The sequence below is a fragment of the Empedobacter sp. GD03739 genome (assembly GCF_029843245.1).
Classification (GTDB): Bacteria; Bacteroidota; Bacteroidia; order Flavobacteriales; family Weeksellaceae; genus Empedobacter; species Empedobacter falsenii_B.
On sequence record NZ_JAOCHX010000031.1, the window covers coordinates 1 to 25,927 of the forward strand.

Below are 25,927 nucleotides of genomic sequence, written 5' to 3' on the forward strand. Positions count from 1 at the left end.
AAACGAATTCTTTTTCATACAATCAATCGATTAAATAGAACGTCTAATTCGAAAAAAATATTGGATATTCAATTAATTAACGTAATTTTGCAAACGTTTTGACAACCATCTAAATGGTACAAATCCATCAAAATGACGAATAATTCCTAAAATCTTTTGGGAAAACAGAATCATTTTGTACATTTGCACCCCGATCGGATTGTCGGTAATTTATAAAATATTAAAAATCAAGATAGTGGACACGTTAAGTTACAAAACTTCATCAGCCAACAAAGAAACTGCTCAGAAAGAATGGGTAGTTGTGGACGCTTCTGACTTATCATTAGGTCGTTTAGCGTCAGGTGTTGCGAAGCTTATCAGAGGTAAGCACAAAACAAACTTCACTCCTCATGCAGATTGTGGAGATTATGTAATTGTTTTAAACGCTGACAAAATTCAATTAACAGGTAACAAATGGGATGACAAATTATACATCCGTCACACAGGTTACCCAGGTGGACAAAGATCTTTAACTGCGAAAGAAGTTTTTGCAAAAGATCCTGTACGCTTAATCGAAAAGTCAGTAAAAGGAATGTTACCTAAAAATAAATTAGGTAGTAAATTATTGACTAATTTACATGTATTTGTTGGTACTGAGCACAATCACGAAGCTCAACAACCAAAACAAATCGATATTAACGAATATTTATAATCTAATTCCATGGCAATAGTTCATAAAATCGGACGTAGAAAAACATCTGTTGCTCGTGTATACTTACAAGAAGGTAATGGAGAAATCTTCATTAACGGGCGCGAGTTAGCAATCTACTTCCCTACAGCAGTATTACAATACAAAGTAGAACAACCATTTTTAATCACTGGTACAAAAGAGAAATACAATGTAGATATCAAAGTATTTGGTGGTGGAATCACTGGTCAAGCTGAAGCAATTCGTTTAGCTATTTCTAGAGCTTTATGTGAAGTTGACGCAGATTTTCGTTTACAATTAAAACCAGAAGGGTTATTAACACGTGACCCACGTATGGTTGAACGTAAAAAATTCGGTCAAAAGAAAGCGCGTAAGAAATTCCAATTCTCTAAACGTTAATTTATTCAATTCATTAAAAAATCCATTTTCCGTTGGTTTAGCATCTAAACAAATAAGGCTAGAATTTTTCGACCACTTGTTTGTTGCTTGTTGAGATAACGGAACGTAAACTAAAAAAAAGAAAATGGCAAAAGTAAATGTAAAGGACTTATTAGGTGCTGGTGTGCACTTTGGTCACTTAACAAGAAAATGGAATCCGGCTATGGCTCCTTATATTTTTATGGAGAAAAACGGAATCCACATCATCGATCTTCACAAAACTGCAGTGAAATTAGATGAAGCATCTGAAGCTTTAGGAAAAATTGCTGCATCTGGACGTAAAGTTCTTTTTGTTGCAACTAAAAAACAAGCAAAAGATGTTGTAGCTAAGCATGCTGAAGAAATCAACATGCCTTATATTACAGAACGTTGGCCTGGTGGGATGTTAACTAACTTTGTTACTATCCGTAAAGCAGTTAAAAAAATGAATTCAATCGATCGTATGAAAAAAGACGGTACGTTTGAAACACTATCTAAAAAAGAAAGATTACAAGTTGATCGTCAAAGAGCATCTTTAGAGAAAAACTTAGGTTCTATCGCTGATATGACACGTTTACCATCTGCAGTATTTATTGTAGATATCGTACGTGAGCACATCGCTGTAGCAGAAGCTCAAAAATTGGGTATTCCAATCTTTGCAATGGTTGATACAAATACTGACCCTCGTCAAGTAGATTTCCCAATCCCTGCAAATGATGATGCTTCTAAATCTATCGATATCATCTTATCTACAGTAGCTGATTCTATCAAAGCTGGTTTATCTACACGTAAAGCAGAAAAAGAAAAAGCAAAAGAAGGTAAAGAAGAAGGAGCTGAAACAAAAGAAGCTTAACATTAACTTGATGATCAATTCATCGATATAATATACCTTGTAGCTCCTACACCACTTTGTGGTGTACGAGCTACTTTTATTTAAAATATTAAGAAACAAAATAAAAATATTACTATGAGCTACAAAGCAACAGCCGCTGAGGTAAGTAAATTAAGAAACGCAACTGGTGCGGGAATGATGGATTCTAAAAAAGCTTTAGAAGAAGCTGGTGGAGATTTCGATAAAGCTGTAGAAGTTTTACGTAAACAAGGACAAAAAGTAGCTGCTAAAAGAGCTGACCGTGATTCTACAGAAGGTGCAGTTATCGCTAAAGTTAACGCTGACCAAACTAAAGGTATCGTTATCGCTTTGAACTGTGAGACTGACTTCGTTGCTAAAAATGAAGCTTTCGTTGCTATGGCTAACGAAATCGCTGATTTAGCTTTAACAGTTAACTCTAAAGAAGAATTATTAGCTTTACCATTCGCAGGAATTACAGTTGGTGAAAAATTAACTGAGCAAACAGGTGTTATTGGAGAAAAAATCGAAATTGGAACTTTCCAAGCTATCGAAGGTGCTATCGTTAATTCTTACATCCACGCTGGTAACAAAATTGGTGCTGTAGTTTCTTTATCTGCTAACGTAGAAGGTGCTTCTGAAGTAGCTCGTGACGTTGCTATGCAAGTTGCTGCTATGAACCCAGTAGCATTAGATGAAACTTCTGTTGCTCAATCTGTAATTGACACTGAATTATCTATCGCTAGAGAAACTTTAGTTGCAGAAGGTAAACCAGAAAACATGATTGAAAACATCGCTCAAGGTAAATTACAAAAATTCTTCAAAGAGAATACATTAGTTCACCAAGCGTCAATCAAAGACGGAAAAACTTCTGTTCAAGATGTCGTTAAAGCTGTTAACGCTGACTTGAAAGTAACTGGATTTATCCGTTACAGCTTATAATAAGTTTATAATTTTTATTATATATCTTAAAGTGATGCTAAAATTTAGCATCACTTTTTTGTTTGGTATATATTTTGAAATGTTTGTTTTATAATTAATTATTTTTATATTTGTTAGGATTACAAGCATATGAAACACTTTATACTATTTATAACTATATTTTTATTCACCATAACATCTGCATCAGCTCAGTCGAGATTTGATCAGGACAAAGGCTCTGTTAGCATTTATCCAAATCCTGCGAGTTCTACGTTTACAATAAAATTTGATAATCCATCGAAAGCAAGTTCGGTATCTATATACTCGATTATTGGAAATGAAGTGATGAATAAAAAATTAGACGGAAGCCAGAAAGCAAACTTTAACGTACAAAGTTTGAAAAAAGGAAAATACATTGTTCGCGTTTTTAATGAAGATGGAACAACAGAAACACAATCGTTAATTAAGAATTAAGATTATTCATATAAAACAAAAAAGCTTCTCAAAAATTTGAGAAGCTTTTTTGTTTGTAATTAGAAAGACTATTTTGCTTTCTTATAATTTTCTTCAACTTGTTTCCAATCCAAAACATTGTTAAACGCTTTCAAATAATCATCACGTTTGTTTTGATATTTTAAGTAATAAGCATGTTCCCAAACATCAATTCCTAAAATTGGCGTTCCTGCAACTTCTGCTCCTGGCATTAATGGATTATCTTGATTTGCTGTACTTGTAACAGCTAAAGAACCATCTTCTTTTACAACCAACCAAGCCCAACCAGAACCAAAACGTTTAGAACCTGCTTCGTCCAATTGTTTCATTAATTCTTCTGTCGAACCAAATGTTGCATCAATCTTCGCTTTAAGATCTCCTGTAGGTGCTTTCTGTGGCGTTGGAGACATAATATCGAAATATAGCATATGATTGTAATATCCACCAGCATTGTTACGTAAAGCAGCATTATTCATATCCATTTTTTTCAAAATATCTACAATATCATTCGATTTGATATTTGCTTCCTTTAACGCCGTATTCAATTTGTTGATGTAACCTAAATAATGTTTAGAGAAATGAATTTCCATTGTTTTTGCATCAATGTATTCGTTCAATTCATCGTAACCATATTTCAACGGTTTAATTTGGAAAGTTCCTGGGTCAGCTTTAACATCTGTAGGATTTCCAACAGACTCTGTAGCAGCTTGCACTGTATCTTGTTTTACAACTTCTTTAGTTGTTGAGTCAGCATTTTCTTTCTTCGTTTCGCATGACTGAACAAAGAAAAGAACACCCAAAACTGACATCAAAAATATACCCTTTTTCATCTTATTCTTTTATGTAGTTTACTTATAATATTAATATTTCTACTAAAATATACTAAAACTATCGAATATAAAATTGATTTCTTTTAATTTTCTGTTAAAGTCATCTAATTTTAAAAAATTACTTATTTCATATTTTTTATTAATTTTATAAAAACCAAAGATGAAATATTACTTAACTTATATTCTATTTTTAATTTGTTCAATATCTTTTTCTCAAAATATAGATGATAAGAGAGATTTGTTAATTAACAATCTTTGTAAGATCCTTACAAAAAATAAAAATCTTAATGATTTAGAAAGTGTTAATTTAGTTAATCAAGATGTTAGTTTAGTTGAATATTTTAAAGATTTTTCAAAAGAAGAAATTCAAGCTGAAGAAGAAGCTATTTTTTATAGATTTCAAAAAAATTGTAAAGAATACACTGATATAATAAGAAAATTCTCTGAAAAAAATAATGAAAACTGGATTAATTTAGAAAATTTGCCTAAATCAACAATCAATAAAAAAGAGTATAAATTAATTAAATCAGCTTCTGAATTATATTATTTTGATTATGAAGGAGATAAAACAATTGTAAAAATTGAAAATAATAATTGGATTGAATATTTTATTGATGAATCTTTTTCTAAACTAAAATTACATTGGGAGAATAATTATGATTTTAATCTTGAGTTTTTAGAAAGCAATAATTCAATGAAAAAATCATTTAGTAGAAAAGGAGAAAAATATAAATATAGAATTTTAAGTAAAGAGAATAATTATTATTGGATCGCTTATTATGCAAAAGATCTTAGTACAATCGTAAAATTTAAATTATATATTCAATAAAAAAACCTTCCATCACGGAAGGTTTTCATATTATATCGAGTTTCTTAATCTCTCTTATAATTTACAACAGCTTCTATAAAAGCTTGTGCATTTTCTACTGGAATATTTGGTAAAATTCCGTGACCTAAATTGGCAATATATTTATACGGACCAAAATCGTCAATCATTTCTTTTACCATTTGCTGAATAGTTTCTGGCGGAGATAACAAACGAGAAGGATCAAAGTTACCTTGTAACGTCTTTTTGAAACCTGTAAACTCGCGCGCTAATTGTGGCGTAATCGTCCAATCAACACCCAAAGCAGATGCTTTAGAATCGGCCATTTTCTCTAAAGCAAACCAACAACCTTTTGCAAAAACAGTTACAGGAACTACTTTAGAAACTTCGTTTACAATTTGCTCGATGTATTTCCAAGAAAATTCATCATAATCTTTTGGCGATAACATTCCACCCCAAGAATCAAAAATCTGAATCACATTTGCACCATGTTCCACTTTTTTCAACAAATATTGAATCGTTGTTTGTGTAATTTTTTCTAATAATTGGTGTGCTGCAACTGGATTTTGGAAACAAAAACCTTTCGCTTGATCAAAAGATTTAGAACCACGACCTTCCACTGCATAACACAACAATGTCCAAGGCGAACCTGCAAAACCAATCAACGGAATTTTATTGTCCAACTCTTTCTTTGTAATATCCATCGCTGCATAAACGTATCCTAACTCTTCTTCAACATCAGGAATATAAACTTTTTCTACATCTTGAGCTGTACGAATAGGATTCTCTAACCAAGGACCAACACCAGGTTTCATCTCGAAATTCATTCCCATTGCTTGTGGCACAACCAAAATATCTGAAAAGATAATTGCTGCATCTAACGGAAAACGACGAATTGGTTGAACTGTAATTTCAGCCGCTAACTCTGGCGTTTGACAACGTGTAAAGAAATCATATTTATCTCTCAATTCGATAAACTCTGGTAAATAACGTCCTGCTTGACGCATCATCCACACTGGCGGACGCTCTACCTCCTCACCTCTCAATGCTTTTAAAAGCAAATCATTTTTTATCATTGATGTATTTTTTTATATTTTCAATAACTACTTCCACCAATGGTGTTTGCGCAGTTATAATTTCATGATTTGGATAAACTTCTTCTATCGCAGAAGTTGTTGTATTTCCGATTGTAAAAATACGCGAACTTTCTGAAATTTCATTTTGTTGATGAAACGCTTTGAATGACAACGGACTAAAAAAAGCATACACATCAAATGTTTCATTTAATTGATAAACAATTTGCCCTGATTGATATGTTATAATTTGATTGACTTCGTGATTTGCTTTTGATAATTCATTCACCAACAAATCTCGACGGGAAGAACCACATAAGAAATTCCATTTCGGAGAATAATTTCCTGAAATTAATTTCGAAGCTAAATCTTCTGCATAATCTTCAACCAACACAACATCTCTGTTTTGCGCTTTTAGTTTTTCTGCCGTTTTTTTTCCAACAACAAAAAAATGACCATTCAATTCCAAATCTTGAATGGCATTTACAGTATTTTGACTCGTCACGATAAACTGATGAACGGATTCATCAATCTGTGCATAAATTTCATTTTTCGAAGTCAAATCGATTTGTAAAGTTGGTTTACAAACCACCTCAACATCAGTTCCAAATTCTTTTTCAAGCAATTCAGAAGAAATTAACTTCGTGAATAAAACCTTCGTTCGCACTATTTCGTTCCGATTTCTTTTTTTATTTGTTCAATCATTTTTGCTGCACCTTGTGCAATACATTCTTCAGCAAATTCGCGACCTTTCGTCAAATATTCATCTGCTTTGAATTGTCTTTCGATTGAAATCATTTCTTGTCCATCAATGGTTAAAATTGCTCCTTTGAAGGAGTAATTTTCTTCATCAATTTTCTCAACTAATGCTCCAATTGGCGCTGTACAACCACCTTCTAAAACATTCAAAAATTGACGTTCTACCGTTGCAAAAAGTTCACATTGAGGATTATTAATATCACTCAAATCCAAACCTTCTTTGGCTACAATTCCTAAAATTCCTTGTGATGGTGCAGCAATCATCCAATCAATCACTTTATAATGAAGACCTTTTTCTGCCAATTCATCTAAAATTTCTGAACGATCCAAACCTGCAAAAGCAAAAACAGCTCCGTCCCAATCTGCATTATCTTGCAACTTTTTCAGACGTAATTGCACATTTCCACGTAAATCTACAATCGTATCATTTGGATATTTATGATTCCAAAATGCTTTACGACGCAAAGATCCAGTAGCGATAACACGATGTTTTTTCTCGAAAATATCTTCCGATTTGTACACCAAAATATCCGCAGAACTTGCGCGTTCTGGATATGCAATCAACTCTAATTTTTCTGGTAAAACAGTTGGCACATCTTTCAACGAATGAACCGCAATATCTACTTGATCATTCAACAAAGCAATGTCCAATGAACGCGTAAAAACACCTGTTAAACCTAATGAATAAATGGGTTGTTTTAGATTTGCATCGCCTTCAGAAGTAATCGGAACGATTTCTGTTGGATGACCTTTTGCCTCAAGAATAGAAGCAACTTTATTGGCTTGCCAAAGCGCTAACGGACTTTGACGTGTACCAATTTTTATTGTTTTCATGATTGTATTAAGCTTGTTTTAAATGAAACATTTTTTCGATTAACTGAATTGTTTCGTCTGCGTTTTCTTTATTTTCGATCAAATAAGAAGCAAACTGATTTGTAATTTTCTGAATTACTTTTTCAGTTAAAATCGTTTCATTTTCGTCGATATTTACATTGTCTTTTTTCAAGTTATTTAAAGCAAAACTCTGAAAAAAGTCTAATCTATCTTTGAAAGATTGAATAGCTGGAACCAATTCTCTGGTTTCTAACCATTCGTAAAACTCTGTAGAATGCTCCTCTATAATTGCCAATGCTTCTGGAATTGCATTGCGACGTTGCGCAATTGTATCGTCTACCATTTTAGATAATCCATCTACATTTACCAATTGAATAGATTCGCGAGCAGCCAATGTATGAATTACATTTTCTGGAACTGACATATCAATAATCGTCATTTCCTTATCGAACGGAATCATTTCTTCTGTAATCGTGTAATTACTTGCTCCCGTTGCAACAATTAGAATATCTGTTTTTTGTAATTCTTCTTTTAATTCGCTGTGATCTTTTACGGTAATATCGTATTTCAGTCCAAGAATTTCTGCCTTTTCTTTTGTACGATTGATTAGCGTAATGTTTGTATTTGGATAATGTTTGACCAAATTAGCACACGTATTACGACCAATTTTACCAATTCCGTACAACAAAATATTTTTGTCAACTAAGTTTCCTTGCGTTGCTTGAATAAAATTAACCGCTGAATATGCAACCGAAGCAGAACCGTTACTTAAGAAAGTTTCGTTCTTCACTTTTTTACTAATTTGAATCGCAGTATTTACCAAACGCTCTAAAAAAGCATTTGATGCACCTTGTTTTTTGAAACGAGAAAACCAAATTTTGATTTGTCCGATGATATCAAAATCACCTAAAATCTGACTTTCTAATCCCGACGAAACACGGAATAAATGTGTAATCGCTTCTTCTCCTTCTTTTACCATCATAAATTGACGGAATTCATCTGCATTACCTTCTGTGTATTTACAATATTGCTCAACGATTTGATCTTCGTTTTCTGCAAAACCATAAAATTCAGTACGATTACAAGTTGATACAATAAAAAAGTTTTCTAATCCATTCGTTTTAGAATCTTGCGTAAACGTTTCAACTTGTTCCGGGAAAAATGTAAATTTACCACGTGTAATGGCGTCAGCTTTTTCATAACTGATTCCGATTACGTAAAAATTTTCTTCCGTTTTATTACCTCTAATTGCCATTTCTTCAAATACTGATACAAAAGTAGTTTCAAAAGTCTTCGAAAAATAACTTTAAAAAGAAAAAATAACGCTAAAAATTAAAGTTTGCTTTTTTAGAATAATTATAAATTAAAGGTTTATATTTGTATGTAAACCATTATAAAGAGCGAAGTTGACAATTATCACGTTTTTTATATGACAAACCTCATTATTCAAAATGGAATTAAAAAATACCCATAAAAGTAAAATTAACGAGTATAAATTGTCAACAGACGTATTTATCGCTCAAATAGACAACTTTACAGCTTCTACAGACACGATTCTGAAAGGAATTGACAAGCGTTATATACAATTCTATTTTTGTACAAAAGGTTCGTTGACATTTAATTTTAATAATGGTATTTATAAAATCAATTTGAACGAAGGAAAAAGCTTTTTGTTCTATTATCCGACATTGGACATTCCATTATCGTTGAATATAAATGCCGAAAGCAAGGTTTATATTGTGGTTTTGTCTATTCAGAAATTACATCAATTGTTTGCAGAATATCAAATTCAGAATAATTTGATTTCGAGTATGACGCAAGAAAAATTTTATATTGAACGAGAAATTGGACCTTCAATAAAATTAGTTTTGAATCAAATTGAACAAATGAAACTTTCTCCGCAATTTCAAAATTTATTTTTGATTGGAAAAATGTACGAATTATTCACCCTTTATTTTTCTGAAATTGAAAGTCAAACCGAACATTGTCCTTTCTTGAATGATGAAAATGAAGGAAAACGAATTAAAGAAATAAAAGATTATTTATTAGCTGATTTTAAAAATCCGCCAACCATCAAACAACTTTGCGAAAAATTTTCGATATCGGAATACCATCTGAAAGAAGGTTTCAAAGAACTTTATGGGACAACTGTTTATGGTTATTTGTTGGATAAAAAACTGGAATATGCCTTGCATAAATTAGAAGAAAATCAACAAATGGTAAAAGATATTTCTTTTGAAATTGGTTATGAAAACCCATCTCATTTTATATCAGCATTTAAGAAGAAATATGGCTTAACGCCTAAACAATACATTAAACAATTTCAGTAAAAAATTTAAGAATTGTTAATCTTAATATCATTTATTAAATACTTACTTTTGTTAAATATTTATAAATAGTTATGCAAAAATTTTTACTTCTTTTATTTCCTTTTGCCGCTTTTGCGCAACAACCCGACTATTATGAAGGGATTGATTTTAAACAAAATGGAAAAACGATAAAGGAAGAATTACACGATTTAATCAATGCTACGCATCATGCGGTTAGTTACAAAACTGTTTGGGATATTTTAATGAAATCAGATTTAGAAATAGGCTCTAAAGATAGAGTTTTATTGATTTATGGTTTTACTGATAATTCTACTGTTTATGCTGAACAACGCACTCGTGATGTCAACAATAGAAATACTACAGGCGGTAATGCAAATGGAAAATGGGAACGCGAACACGTTTTTCCGAAATCGTGGGCAAATCCTGTTTTGACGACTAGTTATCCAGGAACAGGGACAGATGCACATAATTTACGCGCAGTTGATAGACAATTAAATTCGACTAGAAGTAACAATGCTTATCGTGAAAAATGGGCACAAGATGTGACAGGGCAAGCCAAATTAATCAATGGAGGTTTTTATCCTGGTGATGAATGGACGGGAGATGTGGCGCGAATTATTATGTATATGTATGTACATTATGGGTTGGAAACTGATCCGCAATTAGTTGCGTACAACAATACGACAACAACCAATAATGATGGAATGCCAGATATGTTTCTGAAATGGAATGTGCAGGATAAAGTATCTGAATTTGAGAAAGTTCGAAACGAAATTATTGCCGAAACGCAAGGAAGTCGAAATCCATTTATTGATAATCCGTATTTAGCAACGTTGATTTGGGGAGGAGATAAAGCCGAAAATACTTGGACTGAATTATCTGCGAACGATTACAATTATCAACAAACGCTTGTAGAAGTTTTTCCTAATCCAACAACAGACAAAGTAAAGATTAATGCTAAGAATTTTGATTATGTGAATTTATATGATTTTAACGGTCGTTTACTTGGAATTGAATTAGGTTCGGAAGTTAATTTGAAAAATTATCCAGCTGGAATGTATATTTTATCTATTCACCTAAAAGATGGAAACATCATCACGAAAAAAGTGATTAAGAAATAATTTTAAACAAAAAATTCCAACTCTAAGAGTTGGAATTTTTTGTTTATTCATTTTAACAACCTTCATTATACATTACATCGAAAGAAACTACTTTATCATTCACTAAATAAAATTGTAGAATCGATCCATTATCATAATCTTCAACATTAAAATAACGAAAAGCTTTTGTTCTTTTATCCGTTTTATCATCATAACCATCGAAAATAGAAATATTCAGATTTTTATATTTATTAATTAACTCATCCAAAGATGAGCCAATTTTAATTCCAGATAATGTTTTAAGACTAGAATCCGAAGACTTTACACTATATACAGTTAAAGTAGAAGAACCTGCTGTCTCCTCACCATTTGTTGTCAATCCAACTTTATATGTTACTCCTTTAGAGACAATTGTTACATCACCATCAGGATAACCATATTCATTCAATTTTATTTTGAATTTTTGTCCAGTTAATTTTTCTAATTCAGACAATTTCATTCCAAGTTTTACGTCATTAATACGAGTTGTAGAAACTTGCGCTTGCAAAGCTATTCCAGCTACAAAAGCAGCTATAAAAAATATTTTTTTCATTTTTATGTATTTAGGTTTTAATCATTATTTTAAAGTGTACATTCTTCTGGGTTATAAGAACTCAATCTTATTGTTGTTACAATTTCATTTTTCAAAGAAAAAGTCAATATAACACCATTTTCTCTATCATCAATTCTAAATTCTCTGTTATTATTATTCGATTTATCCAAAAACACATTATATTTTGACGAATAAGCTTTCCACAAATCCTCCAACGTACTACCAATTCCAATTCCAGACAAAGTTTTGATATTTTTACTTGTTGTAGAAATAGAACTTAAATAGGTGTCATTTTCTGTTTTACTCAAATAACCACTTCTTATTTCGATTGTATAATCAATCCCTTTTAGGGTGACATTCGTTTCTCCTTCATCAACAATTGCAGCAATTTCTTCACCTAACAATTTCAACACTTCGAACGGACGCATACCAATTTTCAGTTCATTCATTCGTGTTGTAGAAATCTGACCAAATCCAACAACCGAAAGCAAGAAAAATCCTAATAAAGTTATTTTAATCCTCATAAATTTTATTGTTTAAATATCCCGATTCTGTCTCATCATCTTCAAAAATATCTTACACCGAAATATCATATTTTTTGTACGCTTTCCATAAATCGTCCAACGAACTTCCAACTTTTATTCCTGATAAAGTCAAAAGTTTAGAGCTGACAGACGAAACCATACATACTTCGAATTGTTTTGTTTTCAAATTTTTATAGTACGAAATATGATATTTAATTCCATTCAACTCAATGTCCTGTTCAGGCATTTCTGCATTATTTACATCATAAAGAGCTAATTGATTTGGTGTTAAAGCTGCAACTTGTTTTTGCTTCATTTCGTACGAAATATCTCCAAATTTGGAAGTCGTTACTTTTTGAGCAAACATTATCGAAGTGAATAGCAAGAAGCACCCTAAAATTGAAAAAAATCGACTAAGCATAAGCATTAATTTGAGCAATATGTTTTACAATTTTTCCATTATCCAAAACCCAAAGTGCATCATAAACACCAGCTCCATCGCTATATGTACCGAACAAATAATATTGATTTAACTCTTTATTGTAAGTAAGTTTTGTTGCTGATAAATTCGCATTATATAAATTGATAAAATATTCTTTTGGAATGATAATTTCTTTTCCTTTGAATGATATTTTAAACGATTTGAATTCTGTTTGAGGAATCATTCCATCCGAACCAAAAAAATCTTTTTCATCAATCGCATAAACAAAATCACTTTCCTTGAAAATTTTATGTTTTTTCGAATTAAATTCTTTCGTTTCGAGCTGAATGGTATAATCAGCAACCGAAAATTCTATTTTAGAATCATTGACTGAAGTTGGTGAAATAGTTTCAAAATCTTCTAACTTTTTGATTCGATCATAGTAAACATAACCAGCTTTTTCAGGCTGATATTCAACCAAATACCATTTCGATTTTTCTTCATCAGAATCAATTGGATAAATTGAATTTGAATTGACTTTAGCAACAATTTTAGACGAAATATTTTTCTCATCTCTCACATTTGAAAAACCATCTTTATCTTGCACAATCCCAAATTGAGCTTGCACAAAATAGCCTAAAAAAGTAGTAAGAATGAATAAACTTTTTTTCATTTTTTGATTCGATTTTCTTGAAGTAAAGCTAACAAAATCTAAACCAAAAATTTTCACGAATTATAGTGATTTTACTTTAAAGTCATCTTATACATAAATGGATAAATCAAATTAGAAATATTGGTATCAGAATAATTAGCGTATATTCCTTTTTCATCAATCACTACAATGTTCAGCCCTTTTTGATTCATAGAATAATCCTTGTTATCTATAATAATGTTTGAGTAATTTCCTGATAAATATCCTGCAGATGTTAATTTATTAAGATGTTTATCATATGGTAAATCTATATCAGTTATTTTTACAACATCAAAATTATCTAATTCTTCTGCGATAACTTTATTATTATTAATAATAGCTAAATAAGAACCTCTAATTTGTAATTTATCAATTTTATTTAAACCAATCTTTTTTAAACCTAATTTATCATTATCATTCAAACCATTTACAGCCTCATCTTTTGCAGAAATAATAATTGTTTTACTTTTATTTGAATTGATAAAATCAACTATATTTTCTTCTTTCTGAAGATCTAAATAGCTTAATAGATAAAGATCTTGTGGAATTTCTTGCGCATATTTTACGGGAATATAAAACTCTTTTGGTAATTGATTTGGATCAAGTGCTTGCAGAATATTTAAACTTTTAGGATTATCCACAAATTTCATATAATTAACAGCCATTGCTCCATAATAATCATAAAACGGAGCATGAGGTAAAAACAATGTAGAATTATCAGGAATAGAATTCGCATAAATTTCTAATTCATTCATTGGATTAAGACTTATTTTATCCAATTTTTTATTTGTTTGATTAATAAAAATAAAACCTAATAAAACATGTAGAACTATAATTATTATTTTAGTTTTCTTTGAAATTATTGAATTCAAATAGATTAAAAAAAATAGTGAAATATAAATGAATATAGGTATATAATAAACAACAATATCGCCTATATCATAACGAGAAGTAAAAATAATATGGCAAAGTAAAGCTATTAGTAAAAAAAATTTAATTTGATGATCACTTTTTGTATTATCTCTTTTAGAAAAGAAGCAGATAATTAATATTATTAAAATAGACCATCCAATATTCTTCCATATTTGGGTTAACATAATTGATAACGACTCGGAAAATATATAGTATAACCCAAGATTATTATTTAATTGATCTCGGAATTGCCCTCCTGTTACATAATCTACAAAATGATTAAATGTAGGATTATAACCTACATACTCTAACCCAATAGATTCTTGATGTGCTAAATACCATAAATAATAATATTGACTTATTCCGATTAGAATTGATAAAAACGTTATAATAATAAATTTTGGTTGAAAAAATAATTTCTTATCTACCACATATATCAAATAAACAAATGCTGGTAGAAAAGTTATCATCATAAGATGATTTCCAAAGCTAATTGCATAAATAAAAATAGATAAGTATAAATACGTATTTTTACGAGTGTAATAATAATTTATTAAACAGAAAAGTGTTGAAACTAGATAAAAAGAATTCAATGTATAAACCTCTGGTTCTGTTGATTGACTCCAAAAAACATAACAACTACCAAGCGTAATAACTGGTAATAAACTTACAAAACTGTCTTTTGTCAATGACAATGCTGTTTTATATAAAACTGCTAACGTTGCCACTCCAAATAATGTTGATAATATTGATATTCTTTTCCATGGTTCAAAAAAAGGTAAATATTGAGCAAACATTTTTGTAATAAATGTATACTGAGGATAACCAGTTGAATGTGGAACTCCATCTATAGCCCATAAAAATTGAAACTTAGCAGAATCTCCAAAGTTGACTCTCCCCCCTACTCCAGGATAAAGTGTAAAATAATATAGTATAGAAAAGAATACTAAAATAATAATTAATAAACTATTATCTACAATCTTTTTGCTTAACATAATTCCAATTTAAATAATACTTAAACAGAAATTATCTAATTTTATTTTACAAAATCGATATTTCTTTTCAAACCATCAAATTTTGTACGTTTTACAGGTGATTTGTTAAAAATTTTTCGAAAAACATCCTCTGTAATTTCTTCCCAATCTTTCTTCGAGAATTGATTAATCTTTTCGTTACCAACAAAACGAGTTTCTTTCGTTTGCAATGAAAAACGATTCCACGGACAAACTTCTTGACAAACATCACAACCAAAAATCCAATCATCAAATTTCCCTTTCATTTCGGTCGGAATTTGATCTTTCAATTCAATTGTAAAATACGAAATACACTGACTTCCGTTCACTGTTTTATTGGGTAAGATTGCCTCAGTTGGGCAAGCATCAATACAACGCGTACATTTTCCACAATGATCAGTTTCAATTGGAGAATCATAAGCTAAATCCAAATCAATAATTAATTCGGATAAAAAGAAAAATGAGCCTTTTTGTTTAGACAATGTTAACGAATTTTTTCCTACCCAACCAATTCCAGCTTTTCTAGCCCAAGCATGTTCCAGAATTGGTGCTGAATCGGTAAAAGCTCTTCCGTTCACTTCTCCTATTTCTTCTTGAATAAAATCTAATAATTCGCGTACTTTTTCCTTCACGACAAAATGATAATCTTCGCCTTGCGCATACATCGCAACCTTGTAAGAATTTGGATTTCGATCTAAATTTTGGTAATAATTATACGCCAACGAAATTACAGATTTTGCTCCTTCGACCAAAATTCGAGGATCCAATCGCATATCAAAATGATTTTCCATATACTGCATTTCACCGTGAAAATCATTCTTCAACCAAGCTTCTAAATGAGGTGCTTCTTCTTCCAAAAAATCAGCTTTGGCTATACCACAAGAAATAAATCCCAACGCTTCAGCTTTTTCTTTGATTCGTTGGGACCATTTTATTTTGATATGTTCTTCTGTTTGAAGGAGCATTAGTTAATTCGTAATTATGAATTTATAATTATTATATCGACGAGATTAAATTTTATCATTCTGAATGAAACGTGAGTGAAATGAAGAATCTTAGATTCCTCCTAACGCAAGAATAATATGTCGTGTTAAGTGATTTTCTATTCGTTAAAATAAAAAAATCGGATCGAAACATATAAAGATTCTTCGACAAGCTCAGAATGACAGCGAACTTAGAGCAAAATTACAAATCAAACAAATCAGTTTGAGGTGAATTTTCGCCACGATATTTTACCCCAATATGCTTGTATGCTTTTTCTGTTGCAATACGTCCACGCGCAGTGCGCATCAAATAACCTTCTTGAATCAAATACGGTTCATAAACTTCTTCCAACGTTCCGCCATTTTCTCCAACTGCTGTTGCCAAAGTTGTAATTCCGACTGGTCCTCCTTTAAATTTTTCGATGATCGTTGATAAAATTCGGTTATCCATTTCATCTAAACCATTATCATCAACTTTCAAGGCTTTTAGAGAAAATTCAGCAATTGATAAATCAATTTTTCCATTTCCTTTAATTTGTGCAAAATCTCGAGTCCTTCTCAATAATGCATTTGCTATACGAGGTGTTCCACGACTACGACCTGCAATTTCTATTGCTGCTCTTTCGTCAATTGGTGTATCTAAAATACGAGAAGAACGTTCAACAATCGTACTTAATAATTCAACATTATAATATTCGAAACGGAAATTAATTCCAAAACGAGCACGAAGCGGCGCAGTTAATAAACCAGAACGTGTTGTTGCGCCAATTAATGTAAAAGGATTCAAACCAATTTGAACCGAACGAGCATTTGGTCCAGACTCGATCATAATATCAATCTTAAAATCTTCCATTGCCGAATACAAATATTCTTCGATAACGGGGGACATACGATGAATTTCATCAATAAAAAGCACATCATTTTCTTCCAAATTCGTTAACAAACCAGCTAAATCACTTGGTTTATCGAGAACTGGTCCAGAAGTAATTTTAATTCCAACTCCTAATTCATTTGCAATAATATTTGCCAATGTCGTTTTTCCCAAACCTGGAGGTCCATGCAACAAAACGTGATCCAACGCTTCGCCTCGAAGTTTAGACGCCTTTACGAAAACTTCTAAATTCTCTAGAATATGCGCTTGCCCAGCAAAATCATCAAAACTTTGCGGACGAACAGTATTTTCGTGATTTAGATCGTCGTCTGGATAAAATTCTTTATCAGGATTTAATAAATCTGACATAAAATGATGATATAAATTATAATGATGATATTACGAAGGACAAATTAAATTATCCTCCGTACTTTTACACCTACAAAGAACGCAATATTTTTTTAGATAAAAAGAATTATGAGCAAAGGAATATTATTAGTGAATTTAGGTTCGCCCGATTCTACCAATGTTGAAGACGTAAGAACTTATTTACGCGAATTTTTAATGGATAAGAAAGTTTTAGATTCTCCTTGGATTATTCGTAAAACTGTTGTTGAATTATTTATTTTACCAAAAAGACCAGAAAAATCTGCTGAAGCTTACCGAAAAATTTGGACAAAAGAAGGTTCTCCTTTGATTGTTTACTCTAAAATTTTGAGAGATATGGTACAAAAACAAATGGATATTCCAGTTGTTTTGGCAATGCGTTACAAAAACCCTTCAATAGAAGCTGGTTTACAAGAGCTTTATGACAAAGGAGTTCGCGACATTTTGGTTGTTCCTTTATACCCTCAATACACGATGTCTTCTACAGAAACTGTTGCGGATAAAGTGCTTGAAATTCAGAAAAAAAGTTACAAAGACACTAAGATTAATTTCTTGAAAGCTTTTTACAATCATCCAGATTATATCAAAGTTTTAGCTGAATCAATCAAAGAAAAATTACCTGAGAATTTTGATAAATTATTGTTTTCTTATCACGGAATTCCAGAACGTCACGATAATAAAGCACTTCGTGCTGCAAAAGTGAGCAAATTACCTATTGAAACTTATCGTAATCAATGTTTTGAAACGACACGTTTGGTAACCGAATATTTGCAATTACCAGAAGATAAATATACCACTTCTTTTCAGTCTCGTTTAGGTCGTGACCCTTGGATTAAACCTTATACAGACCACATGTTAGAAGAATTTCCTGCACAAGGCGTTAAGAATTTAGCGGTTTGCACCCCTGCCTTTGTTTCGGATTGTTTGGAGACTTTGGAAGAAATTTCGATGGAAGGTCGAGAAGAATTCTTAAAAGCTGGTGGTGAACAATTTACATATATCCCTTGTTTGAATGATCGTCAAGATTGGGTGGATACATTAGTGAAATGGTTGAAAGGTTGGCAAAATAATTAAGAAAGGTATTTAGCCTTACAAAATAAATTAGATATCTTTGTTTGGAATTTTTCAATTTTAAACAAAGATATTTTTTTTAAAATGAGACTAATTTTCTCAATTATATTTTTAGTCCTATCACTTTTTAGTTCGGCTCAATTTTTAGATACTAGTGGAAATCTAATTATTGATGGTCGAAAATATCTGAAATCCAAAGTGGATACTACAGGACGAAAATCGGGTTGGGAAATTTATGGTGCAAATACTTTAACCGTTAATCAAAATACCTTTTCCAATTGGATGGCAGGAGGTGAAAATTCGGTTTCACTAAATGCTAAAGCTGATTACGAATTTAATTTCCGAAAAAAGAAACACTTTTGGGACAATCGTTTTATTTTTGAATATGGTTTTTTAGACAATAAAACCAATGGAACGCGTAAGACTGCTGACAATCTAAATATCACAACTTCTTATGGATATTTGATAAAAGAAAAGTGGTATCTAACCTCATCACTTAATATTCGTTCACAGTTTTCTGCGGGTTACAATTACGGAACAACTCCAAAAACAAAACTATCAAACTTATTTGCGCCTGCATATGTAACAATTGGGGTCGGTGCGAATTATACGCCAAATTCTAATTTTTCTGTCAGTTTTCAACCTTTAACATCAAGAACAACAATTGTAGCAGACAAAGATTTGCAAAAGAAAGGAACTTATGGTTTGCGAAATGATGGAGATACGTTTCTTTTTGAAGTTGGAGCATATTTAGGTGGTCGATACAAAATGAAACTTTTTGATAACGTAACTTACGATAATAATATTGGAATTTTCTCTAATTATTCGAACAAATTTTATAACCTCGATATTGTATATGCTGGATTATTAGACATGAAAATTAATAATTTTATGTCCACACAATTAACCATCAATTTGATTTATGATGAAGATCAAGTTACTCAAACACAGTTTAAACAAGCCCTCGGAATTGGTTTAACTTATAAAATAGATAGTACCAAGAAAAAAGATAAAAAGAAACGTCGAAAAAGAGAAATCCTCCCTTATTTTGATACATCTGGCATTTCACCAGTCAAATTACCTAGAGTAAAACTGGATAAACACAACTATGACGAAGTTTTCGATAAAAATACAATTGACGAAAAATCAACATATATTAAATCAGAATCCATATTTTTGGAGTAAGTTTATATAAATCAATCAAATCTATATGAAAAAAATTTTATTTGTATTAGCAATTTTAGGAAGTGCTATAACTTTTGCGCAAACAGTAAAAGATGGTAAAGTAACTACTGATAGCAAGCGCTATTTAAAAGATCAAAAATTTGATGGTCGTCAACCAGGATGGTTCGTTTCGGGAAATAATTCACTTTTATTTTCTCAAAGTGCATTCAGTAATTGGGTTGCAGGTGGTGTAAATTCGTTTGCATTAAACGGAAATGTTGATTATGAATTTAATTTAACAAGAGAGAAACATATTTGGGATAATCGTGTTGTTTTGGGATACGGAATCCAGACTAACAAAGGCGAAAGTTCTCGCAAAACAAATGATGTGATAGACCTTACTTCTTCTTACGGATACAGCATCGGAAATCATTGGTATTTAGCTGCTTCTATGAATTTCCGTACACAATTTACAGATGGTTTTGATTATTCAACAGATCCAAAAACGAAGATCTCAGGCTTGATGGCTCCAGGTTATTTAAGTTTAGGTTTGGGTGCGGATTACAAACCAAACGAAAATTTCCAAGTTAATATTCATCCATTTACACCAAGAATGACATTTGTTTTGGACAAAGATTTACAGAAAAAAGGAAACTTTGGACTTAAAAATGATGGCGATACAACTTTATTCGAGTTTGGTGCATATTTAGGTGCGCGATACAAACTACAAATTATGGAAGGAATTTCTTATGATAACCGTGTTGGAATTTACGCTGATTATCTGAAAAATTTCGGAAATATGGACGTTGCTTATCAAGGAATTTTGGATATGAAAGTGAACAAGTTTGTCTCGGCACAAGTAAGTTTAAATTTACTATATGATGAAGATCAAATCAAAAAAACACAGATAAAACAAACACTTGGAATCGGATTTAATTACAAATTTGATAACACTCCACCAAAAATAGAAGAAGCTCCAGCAACTGCATTTATGCAAGAAGCACCAATTTTCGAAGAAAAAGAAGAAACTGTAGAAGTAGCAACAAATATTCTGAAAAGAGAACCAATTCTTAATGAAACAAAATTAGTCACTCAATAATATTTTCAACCTGCTTTTAATAAGCAGGTTTTTTATTTTTCTTATTTTTAAAGCTCAATAGAAGAATAAAATGACAAAAAATATTTTCGGCGCACTATTACCACAAATTTTAATGATTGTTTGGGCAGCTTTCGAGTTTTACCTTGGGTTCAACAACGAACAAAATAACCGCATCATTCTTAGCGCAATCGTGATATTAATCTTCGTTATTTTTACAATTATTACATTAGTCAAAGTTATCAAATACCCTAACGACCCTACTTATTTGAAGAAAAAGTAATTTTTATGAATGTAATTCTTAAAACTGAACGTTTAACTTTGAGACCAGTCACACTTGATGATACTGAAACAATTCATCAATTACATTCTATCGAAGAAGTTGATTAATACAACACGTAGGAATTCCAGAAAATATAGAGGTTACAATTCTTCATGTAAAAGATTTAGTAAAATCTAATCAAGGAGAACAACCACAAGCTTATACTTTTGTTATCGAAAATGACAATCAATTTGATGGATTAATTTCTTTAAATTTAGGTCGGGCTAAATACAAGAATGCAGAAGTTTGGTTTAAACTTCATCCAGATTTTTGGAATAAAGGCTTTGCTACAGAAGCTTTAAAAGAAATTATTTCTTTTGGTTTTAATACTTTAAATCTTCATAGAATTGAAGCTGGATGCGCAATTGAAAATATTGGTTCTTACAAAGTTCTTGAAAAAGTTGGCATGATACGAGAAGCGCATACAAGACAATTACTTCCTCTAAAATCTGGCTGGGCAGATAATTATGGCTACGCTATATTATCGAGTGACATTCTATAAATATTAAGTCATTCCAAACTCATTTTAGAATCATATCTTATTTGATAACAAGTTCAGCTTATCTACAAATTCTCCCTTAAATTTCGTAAACTTGTGTTATTAAAACAACAAAAATGAAATTAATCGGTCCTTTCAAACAAATTATAACACTTGCCAATTTACCTTTAAAAGGTGCTATTCACGAAAACCAAGTCGAAGTTCTCGAAGATGGGGGAATTATTATTGATGATGAAACAATTGTAGAAATAGGAAATTTCGAAACGCTTTCTCAACAACATCCAAACATCCAAATTGAACGAATTGAAACAGAACAAATTCTTCTTCCAGGATTTGTAGATTCACACACACATGTTTGTTTTGGAGGAAATCGCGCCAAAGATTTCGCAATGCGTTTGGATGGAAAAACTTATTTAGAAATTGCCAAAAGTGGTGGCGGAATTTGGTCTACTGTAACAGAAACGCGTAAGAAAACAGTTGACGAACTGAAAGATATTACGCTAAAACATATTGCGCAATTAGCTAAACAAGGAATCACAACTGCTGAAGTAAAATCGGGTTATGCTCTCTCTGTTGAAGGTGAAATTAAAATGTTAGAAGCGATAAATATGGCGAATCAAGAAAGTGAAATCGATTTGATTCCTACTTTTTTAGGTGCGCATATGAAACCTAAAGATTTTGAAGGTTCGAACAAAGAATATTTAGAACTTTTGGTGAAAGAAGTTTTTCCTAAATTAAAATCTGATGATTTAGCAAATCGTATCGATATTTTTGTGGAACAATCTGCTTTCTCTGTTGAGGAAGGCGATTATTTCTTAAACGAAGCAAAAAATCAAGGTTTTGATATTACGATTCACGCTGATCAATTTACAGCTGGAGGAAGTTATTTAGCTACAAAATTCGATGCTTTGAGTGCAGATCATTTAGAATTTTCAGGAGAAGAAGAAGTGAAAAACCTTGCGAATTCTAATGTTGTTGCAACTGTTTTACCTGGCGCTTCTATCGGTTTGGGAATGCAATATGCACCTGCTCGAAAATTGTTAGATGCTGGTTGTTGCGTTTCGATTGCTTCGGATTGGAATCCTGGCTCTGCTCCGATGGGAAATCTTTTGACACAAGCTTCTGTTTTGGCTACTTTCGAGAAATTATCAATGGCAGAAGTTTTGGCGGCAATTACTTTTCGTGCGGCAAAAGCATTGAATTTAGCTGATCGAGGAACAATAGAAAAAGGTAAAAAAGCCGATTTTATCAGCTTCTCTACCTTTGATTATCGTAATATTATCTATTATCAAGGGCAATTACAACCAACGCATGTTTGGAAAAATGGCGTGTTGATTAATCAATAGTGTAAATATTATCAGGAGTGATGGTATTTGTCGGCGTGTAAATTAACCAATCGGTAATCATTTCTTGCGGATAAAGACCTTCATCTCCTTCATTTAAACCTTCTACAGCATAAGGACGATTCAAACAAACACCAAAAATTTCATTGTTTTCATTGATTCCGTACACATCAAACCAAATATGTTCCTTATTCATTTCATGATCAACATCAAATCCTAATTTGATTAAAAATCGATAATAATTCTCTTCATCTGCTTCTGGATTAAAATACGTGTTAAATGCTTTTTTATACGATTCAAAACGTTGATAAGCCAAGGCTGACATTCGTTCCGTTTCCTGATCGCTGATAAAGAAAATCGGATTATCTGCAATTGTCGCCGCATAAACTTCTGGCGTCAATGTATGTCCTTCTTGCACAGCTAACAAAACACCACAAGGCTCGTAATTTTCGTTTTCTGGCTGACGCTCATTATAACCTCCCGGAATTGTTGCAGGAAAATCTTTCACCACATCTTCCCAACGTTTCCAACAAAATGTAATATCCAAACCATCATAACCAATATTAAATTCTTCATTTTCTGGCGAACGAAAATCTGGTTTGATAAACGCATTTACAATCATATCCAAAGCCGAATTCATCTGCTCTACTCCATCTTTGATGTTCAACATTTCCAACTCCACAGAACCGCAACGATGCAAACCGTGCGTATGCATCCAATACAGGCGATCGCCATTTTCGTCCTCATCATAAACGCCATGTATCACATATAAATACGAAGGCGCAGGCGGAATTTTTGACTCTGCTGTTACTTTCGCCCATTTACCAGAAAGCAAACGATAAGGCATAAAATCGACAACAATAGACGGATTTTCAACAATTGCTTGCATAATTTTTAATTGCAAATGAAAACTATCCAATGCATCATTTCCAAAATACATCACAGATTCCAAATAAAAATCTTGTTGCGTTGCAATTTCCATTTCTTCGTCCGAAATCATATTTCCAAAACCAAATTCAGAATAATCATTACTTCTCGCATCCACAACATACAAATTCACATCAAATTCTTCCTCCAAATAAGACACTACAAGTTGATATTCTTGCTTTACAGCTCCATTTTCGTCTTTATCAATCTCGATAAGATCAAAATTGATTAATTGAAAATAATCGGTTGATTTTAGACTTTTTTCAATTGATTCTCTTGAAAATACAAAATCTTTCGACGAAGGAAAAATTCCCATTGTAGAAGGTAAACTCAATCCATCCTCTGCAATTCCTTTGTACAATTCTTGATTTGTCATAGTTATTTTTAGTTTGTTTTTTGTTAAAGATAAATGTTTTAAGTTCATCAAAATTTTAGCAAAATGTTAAACTTTAAAATGATTAAAGATGATAATTCAGTTCGCATTACGTTAATTTATTGTAATTTTGTTCGCATAATTTTACAATTATGATAGCATCTATGACAGGTTACGGTAAATCCGTATTGGAATTACCTGAGAAAAAAGTAACGATAGAAATCCGTTCTTTAAACAGTAAAACACTAGATTTAAACACGAGAATTCCTTCTTTTTATCGTGAAAAAGAATTAGAAATCAGAAACCTTATTTCAGAAAAAGTTCAACGTGGAAAAGTTGATTTTTCGATGTTAGTAGAGTTAAATCCTGCTGCAAGAAATCAAAATATAAATGCTGAATTAATCAAAAGTTATATGGCAGAATTTAAATCAATCACACCAAATGTGACTGATGGTGAATTATTGCCTGTAGTAATGCGCCTTCCAGACGTTATTTCGTACACGCAAGACGATTTGAGTGAAGACGAATGGAATCAAATTCGCGCAACAATTATTGATGCGATCGACGCATTAAATCAATTTAGATTAGATGAAGGAAAAGTTTTAGAGAAATATTTGACTTTAAACTTGAATAACATTCTTGAGCTTTTAACACAAGTTGTCCCTTTTGAAAAAGAACGAATTGAAACTATAAAAGAACGTTTCAATAAACGTTTAGAAGAATTAAAAGTTGATGTTGATCAAAATCGTTTCGAACAAGAATTAATTTTCTATTTGGAGAAATTTGATATCACAGAAGAAAAAGTTCGTCTAAAAAACCATTGCGAATATTTCTTAAAAGAATTAGCTGGAACTGAATCAAATGGAAAAAAACTAGGATTTATTTCGCAAGAAATTGGTCGTGAAATCAATACATTAGGTTCTAAATCAAATCATTCTGAAATGCAAAAAATTGTTGTTCAGATGAAAGATGAATTAGAAAAAATTAAAGAACAATCGTTAAACATTTTATAATGAAAAAAGGAAAATTAATCGTCTTTTCGGCTCCATCAGGCGCAGGAAAAACAACTTTGGTTCGTTACGCTTTAGAACAATTGGAGAATATCAAATTTTCTATTTCTTGTACAACTAGAGATAAACGCGAAGGTGAAACTCACGGAGAAGACTATTATTTCTTAACACCAGAAGAATTTAAGGCAAAAATTGCAAACGACGAATTCGTAGAGCACGAAGAAGTTTACCGCGATAATTTTTACGGAACTTTAAAATCGGAAGTTGATCGCATTACATCTGAAGGAAATTCTGTAATTTTTGATATTGATGTTATTGGTGCATTGAATATCAAAAAATTGTACGGAGATCAATGTTTAACAGTATTTGTAAATCCTCCATCTTTGGAAATATTGAAAGAACGTTTAATTTCTCGCAACACAGAAAGCGAAGATAAATTGAAACAACGTATTGATAAAGCAGGAATTGAAATGGAAAAAGCTAAAGAGTTTGATATCATTTTATTGAACGACGATTTAGAAACTGCAAAAGCAAAAACCTTAGAAATTATTACAGATTTTATTAAATAATAATTTTTAATCATCATGATATAAATGCCTCGAATAAAT

29 protein-coding genes are annotated in these 25,927 nt (G+C 31.5%); 16 read left to right on the forward strand and 13 right to left on the reverse strand.

The window, feature by feature from the left end:
* The first annotated feature begins 235 nt into the window (after positions 1 to 235).
* The 5 genes from rplM (at position 236) to N5E64_RS10840 (ending at position 3,350) form a co-directional block, all read left to right on the forward strand.
* Complete coding sequence (gene rplM / locus N5E64_RS10820; protein WP_038334665.1) at positions 236 to 691, forward strand: 50S ribosomal protein L13; 456 nt, start codon at positions 236 to 238, stop codon at positions 689 to 691.
* Between the two features lie 9 nt (positions 692 to 700).
* Positions 701 to 1,087, forward strand: coding sequence for a 30S ribosomal protein S9 (rpsI, locus tag N5E64_RS10825; RefSeq protein ID WP_038334481.1), 387 nt, complete (start codon positions 701 to 703; stop codon positions 1,085 to 1,087).
* 124 nt (positions 1,088 to 1,211) lie between these two features.
* On the forward strand, positions 1,212 to 1,958 hold the full coding sequence (gene rpsB, locus N5E64_RS10830; protein ID WP_038334479.1) for a 30S ribosomal protein S2: 747 nt from the start codon (positions 1,212 to 1,214) through the stop codon (positions 1,956 to 1,958).
* A 114-nt stretch (positions 1,959 to 2,072) separates the two neighbouring features.
* The gene (gene tsf / locus N5E64_RS10835; RefSeq protein ID WP_038334478.1) at positions 2,073 to 2,897 is read left to right on the forward strand and encodes a translation elongation factor Ts; all 825 of its coding nucleotides are present in this window, start codon (positions 2,073 to 2,075) and stop codon (positions 2,895 to 2,897) included.
* A gap of 129 nt (positions 2,898 to 3,026) precedes the next feature.
* Positions 3,027 to 3,350, forward strand: coding sequence for a T9SS type A sorting domain-containing protein (locus tag N5E64_RS10840; RefSeq protein ID WP_115001418.1), 324 nt, complete (start codon positions 3,027 to 3,029; stop codon positions 3,348 to 3,350).
* A 68-nt stretch (positions 3,351 to 3,418) separates the two neighbouring features.
* Here the strand turns inward: N5E64_RS10840 and N5E64_RS10845 are convergent, their stop codons facing one another.
* Positions 3,419 to 4,198: a superoxide dismutase gene (locus N5E64_RS10845; RefSeq protein WP_260391927.1), complete on the reverse strand. Its 780-nt coding sequence runs from the start codon at positions 4,196 to 4,198 to the stop codon at positions 3,419 to 3,421.
* 160 nt (positions 4,199 to 4,358) lie between these two features.
* Here N5E64_RS10845 and N5E64_RS10850 point away from each other — a divergent pair, with 160 nt between their 5' ends.
* A complete protein-coding gene (locus N5E64_RS10850; RefSeq protein WP_125348770.1) occupies positions 4,359 to 5,027 on the forward strand; it encodes a hypothetical protein in 669 nt (222 codons plus the stop codon).
* A 44-nt stretch (positions 5,028 to 5,071) separates the two neighbouring features.
* Here the strand turns inward: N5E64_RS10850 and hemE are convergent, their stop codons facing one another.
* Genes hemE through hemA form a run of 4 tightly spaced genes read right to left on the reverse strand, consistent with a single transcriptional unit; the run spans position 5,072 to position 8,945 of the window.
* Positions 5,072 to 6,100, reverse strand: a complete 1,029-nt coding sequence (hemE, locus tag N5E64_RS10855; protein WP_125348769.1) for a uroporphyrinogen decarboxylase — start codon at positions 6,098 to 6,100, stop codon at positions 5,072 to 5,074.
* Entirely contained in the window at positions 6,087 to 6,764 is a 678-nt protein-coding gene (locus N5E64_RS10860; RefSeq protein ID WP_181816324.1) for a uroporphyrinogen-III synthase, read from the reverse strand. Before N5E64_RS10860 ends, hemE begins: the two co-directional genes overlap by 14 nt.
* Positions 6,764 to 7,690, reverse strand: coding sequence for a hydroxymethylbilane synthase (hemC, locus tag N5E64_RS10865; RefSeq protein WP_221854357.1), 927 nt, complete (start codon positions 7,688 to 7,690; stop codon positions 6,764 to 6,766). The genes N5E64_RS10860 and hemC overlap by 1 nt, the downstream gene beginning before the upstream one ends.
* Positions 7,691 to 7,697: 7 nt before the next feature.
* Positions 7,698 to 8,945: a glutamyl-tRNA reductase gene (gene hemA, locus N5E64_RS10870; protein WP_219033603.1), complete on the reverse strand. Its 1,248-nt coding sequence runs from the start codon at positions 8,943 to 8,945 to the stop codon at positions 7,698 to 7,700.
* 196 nt (positions 8,946 to 9,141) lie between these two features.
* Here hemA and N5E64_RS10875 point away from each other — a divergent pair, with 196 nt between their 5' ends.
* Both N5E64_RS10875 and N5E64_RS10880 read left to right on the forward strand, forming a co-directional pair.
* Positions 9,142 to 10,020, forward strand: coding sequence for an AraC family transcriptional regulator (locus N5E64_RS10875; RefSeq protein WP_125348767.1), 879 nt, complete (start codon positions 9,142 to 9,144; stop codon positions 10,018 to 10,020).
* A gap of 71 nt (positions 10,021 to 10,091) precedes the next feature.
* The gene (locus tag N5E64_RS10880) at positions 10,092 to 11,141 is read left to right on the forward strand and encodes an endonuclease (protein WP_280037580.1); all 1,050 of its coding nucleotides are present in this window, start codon (positions 10,092 to 10,094) and stop codon (positions 11,139 to 11,141) included.
* Positions 11,142 to 11,193: 52 nt separating this feature from the next.
* Here N5E64_RS10880 and N5E64_RS10885 read toward each other — a convergent pair whose 3' ends face one another.
* From N5E64_RS10885 to ruvB, 7 genes are all read right to left on the reverse strand, one after another.
* Positions 11,194 to 11,712, reverse strand: a complete 519-nt coding sequence (locus N5E64_RS10885; protein ID WP_052217554.1) for a hypothetical protein — start codon at positions 11,710 to 11,712, stop codon at positions 11,194 to 11,196.
* Between the two features lie 29 nt (positions 11,713 to 11,741).
* Positions 11,742 to 12,236, reverse strand: a complete 495-nt coding sequence (locus N5E64_RS10890; RefSeq protein WP_038332097.1) for a hypothetical protein — start codon at positions 12,234 to 12,236, stop codon at positions 11,742 to 11,744.
* A gap of 52 nt (positions 12,237 to 12,288) precedes the next feature.
* Positions 12,289 to 12,603 (reverse strand): hypothetical protein, encoded by a 315-nt coding sequence (locus tag N5E64_RS10895; RefSeq protein ID WP_038332094.1) that lies wholly within the window; start codon positions 12,601 to 12,603, stop codon positions 12,289 to 12,291.
* A gap of 46 nt (positions 12,604 to 12,649) precedes the next feature.
* A complete protein-coding gene (locus tag N5E64_RS10900) occupies positions 12,650 to 13,330 on the reverse strand; it encodes a hypothetical protein (RefSeq protein ID WP_125348765.1) in 681 nt (226 codons plus the stop codon).
* Positions 13,331 to 13,401: 71 nt separating this feature from the next.
* A complete protein-coding gene (locus N5E64_RS10905; RefSeq protein ID WP_125348764.1) occupies positions 13,402 to 15,255 on the reverse strand; it encodes a protein O-mannosyl-transferase family in 1,854 nt (617 codons plus the stop codon).
* Positions 15,256 to 15,296: 41 nt separating this feature from the next.
* The gene (queG, locus tag N5E64_RS10910; protein WP_125348763.1) at positions 15,297 to 16,238 is read right to left on the reverse strand and encodes a tRNA epoxyqueuosine(34) reductase QueG; all 942 of its coding nucleotides are present in this window, start codon (positions 16,236 to 16,238) and stop codon (positions 15,297 to 15,299) included.
* A gap of 220 nt (positions 16,239 to 16,458) precedes the next feature.
* The gene (gene ruvB, locus N5E64_RS10915; RefSeq protein ID WP_115001446.1) at positions 16,459 to 17,496 is read right to left on the reverse strand and encodes a Holliday junction branch migration DNA helicase RuvB; all 1,038 of its coding nucleotides are present in this window, start codon (positions 17,494 to 17,496) and stop codon (positions 16,459 to 16,461) included.
* A 108-nt stretch (positions 17,497 to 17,604) separates the two neighbouring features.
* On the opposite strand from ruvB, the gene hemH reads away from it, so the two are divergent.
* The 6 genes from hemH to hutI all read left to right on the forward strand — a co-directional run bounded on the left by hemH (position 17,605) and on the right by hutI (position 23,012).
* The gene (hemH, locus tag N5E64_RS10920; protein WP_280037582.1) at positions 17,605 to 18,588 is read left to right on the forward strand and encodes a ferrochelatase; all 984 of its coding nucleotides are present in this window, start codon (positions 17,605 to 17,607) and stop codon (positions 18,586 to 18,588) included.
* Positions 18,589 to 18,669: 81 nt separating this feature from the next.
* Complete coding sequence (locus tag N5E64_RS10925; RefSeq protein ID WP_280037584.1) at positions 18,670 to 19,770, forward strand: DUF3078 domain-containing protein; 1,101 nt, start codon at positions 18,670 to 18,672, stop codon at positions 19,768 to 19,770.
* A 25-nt stretch (positions 19,771 to 19,795) separates the two neighbouring features.
* Positions 19,796 to 20,848: a DUF3078 domain-containing protein gene (locus N5E64_RS10930; RefSeq protein ID WP_280037585.1), complete on the forward strand. Its 1,053-nt coding sequence runs from the start codon at positions 19,796 to 19,798 to the stop codon at positions 20,846 to 20,848.
* Positions 20,849 to 20,918: 70 nt separating this feature from the next.
* Positions 20,919 to 21,128: a hypothetical protein gene (locus N5E64_RS10935; RefSeq protein WP_125348759.1), complete on the forward strand. Its 210-nt coding sequence runs from the start codon at positions 20,919 to 20,921 to the stop codon at positions 21,126 to 21,128.
* 211 nt (positions 21,129 to 21,339) lie between these two features.
* On the forward strand, positions 21,340 to 21,669 hold the full coding sequence (locus N5E64_RS15745; RefSeq protein ID WP_347881231.1) for a GNAT family protein: 330 nt from the start codon (positions 21,340 to 21,342) through the stop codon (positions 21,667 to 21,669).
* Between the two features lie 113 nt (positions 21,670 to 21,782).
* Positions 21,783 to 23,012, forward strand: coding sequence for an imidazolonepropionase (gene hutI / locus N5E64_RS10945; protein ID WP_280037588.1), 1,230 nt, complete (start codon positions 21,783 to 21,785; stop codon positions 23,010 to 23,012).
* Here hutI and N5E64_RS10950 read toward each other — a convergent pair.
* Positions 23,002 to 24,312 (reverse strand): DUF4026 domain-containing protein, encoded by a 1,311-nt coding sequence (locus N5E64_RS10950; protein ID WP_280037590.1) that lies wholly within the window; start codon positions 24,310 to 24,312, stop codon positions 23,002 to 23,004. The genes hutI and N5E64_RS10950 overlap by 11 nt on opposite strands.
* A 149-nt stretch (positions 24,313 to 24,461) precedes the next feature.
* Here N5E64_RS10950 and N5E64_RS10955 point away from each other — a divergent pair, with 149 nt between their 5' ends.
* Complete coding sequence (locus N5E64_RS10955; RefSeq protein WP_236688172.1) at positions 24,462 to 25,322, forward strand: YicC/YloC family endoribonuclease; 861 nt, start codon at positions 24,462 to 24,464, stop codon at positions 25,320 to 25,322.
* Positions 25,322 to 25,888: a guanylate kinase gene (gene gmk, locus N5E64_RS10960; protein ID WP_221854349.1), complete on the forward strand. Its 567-nt coding sequence runs from the start codon at positions 25,322 to 25,324 to the stop codon at positions 25,886 to 25,888. The genes N5E64_RS10955 and gmk overlap by 1 nt, the downstream gene beginning before the upstream one ends.
* Positions 25,889 to 25,927: the final 39 nt, after the last annotated feature.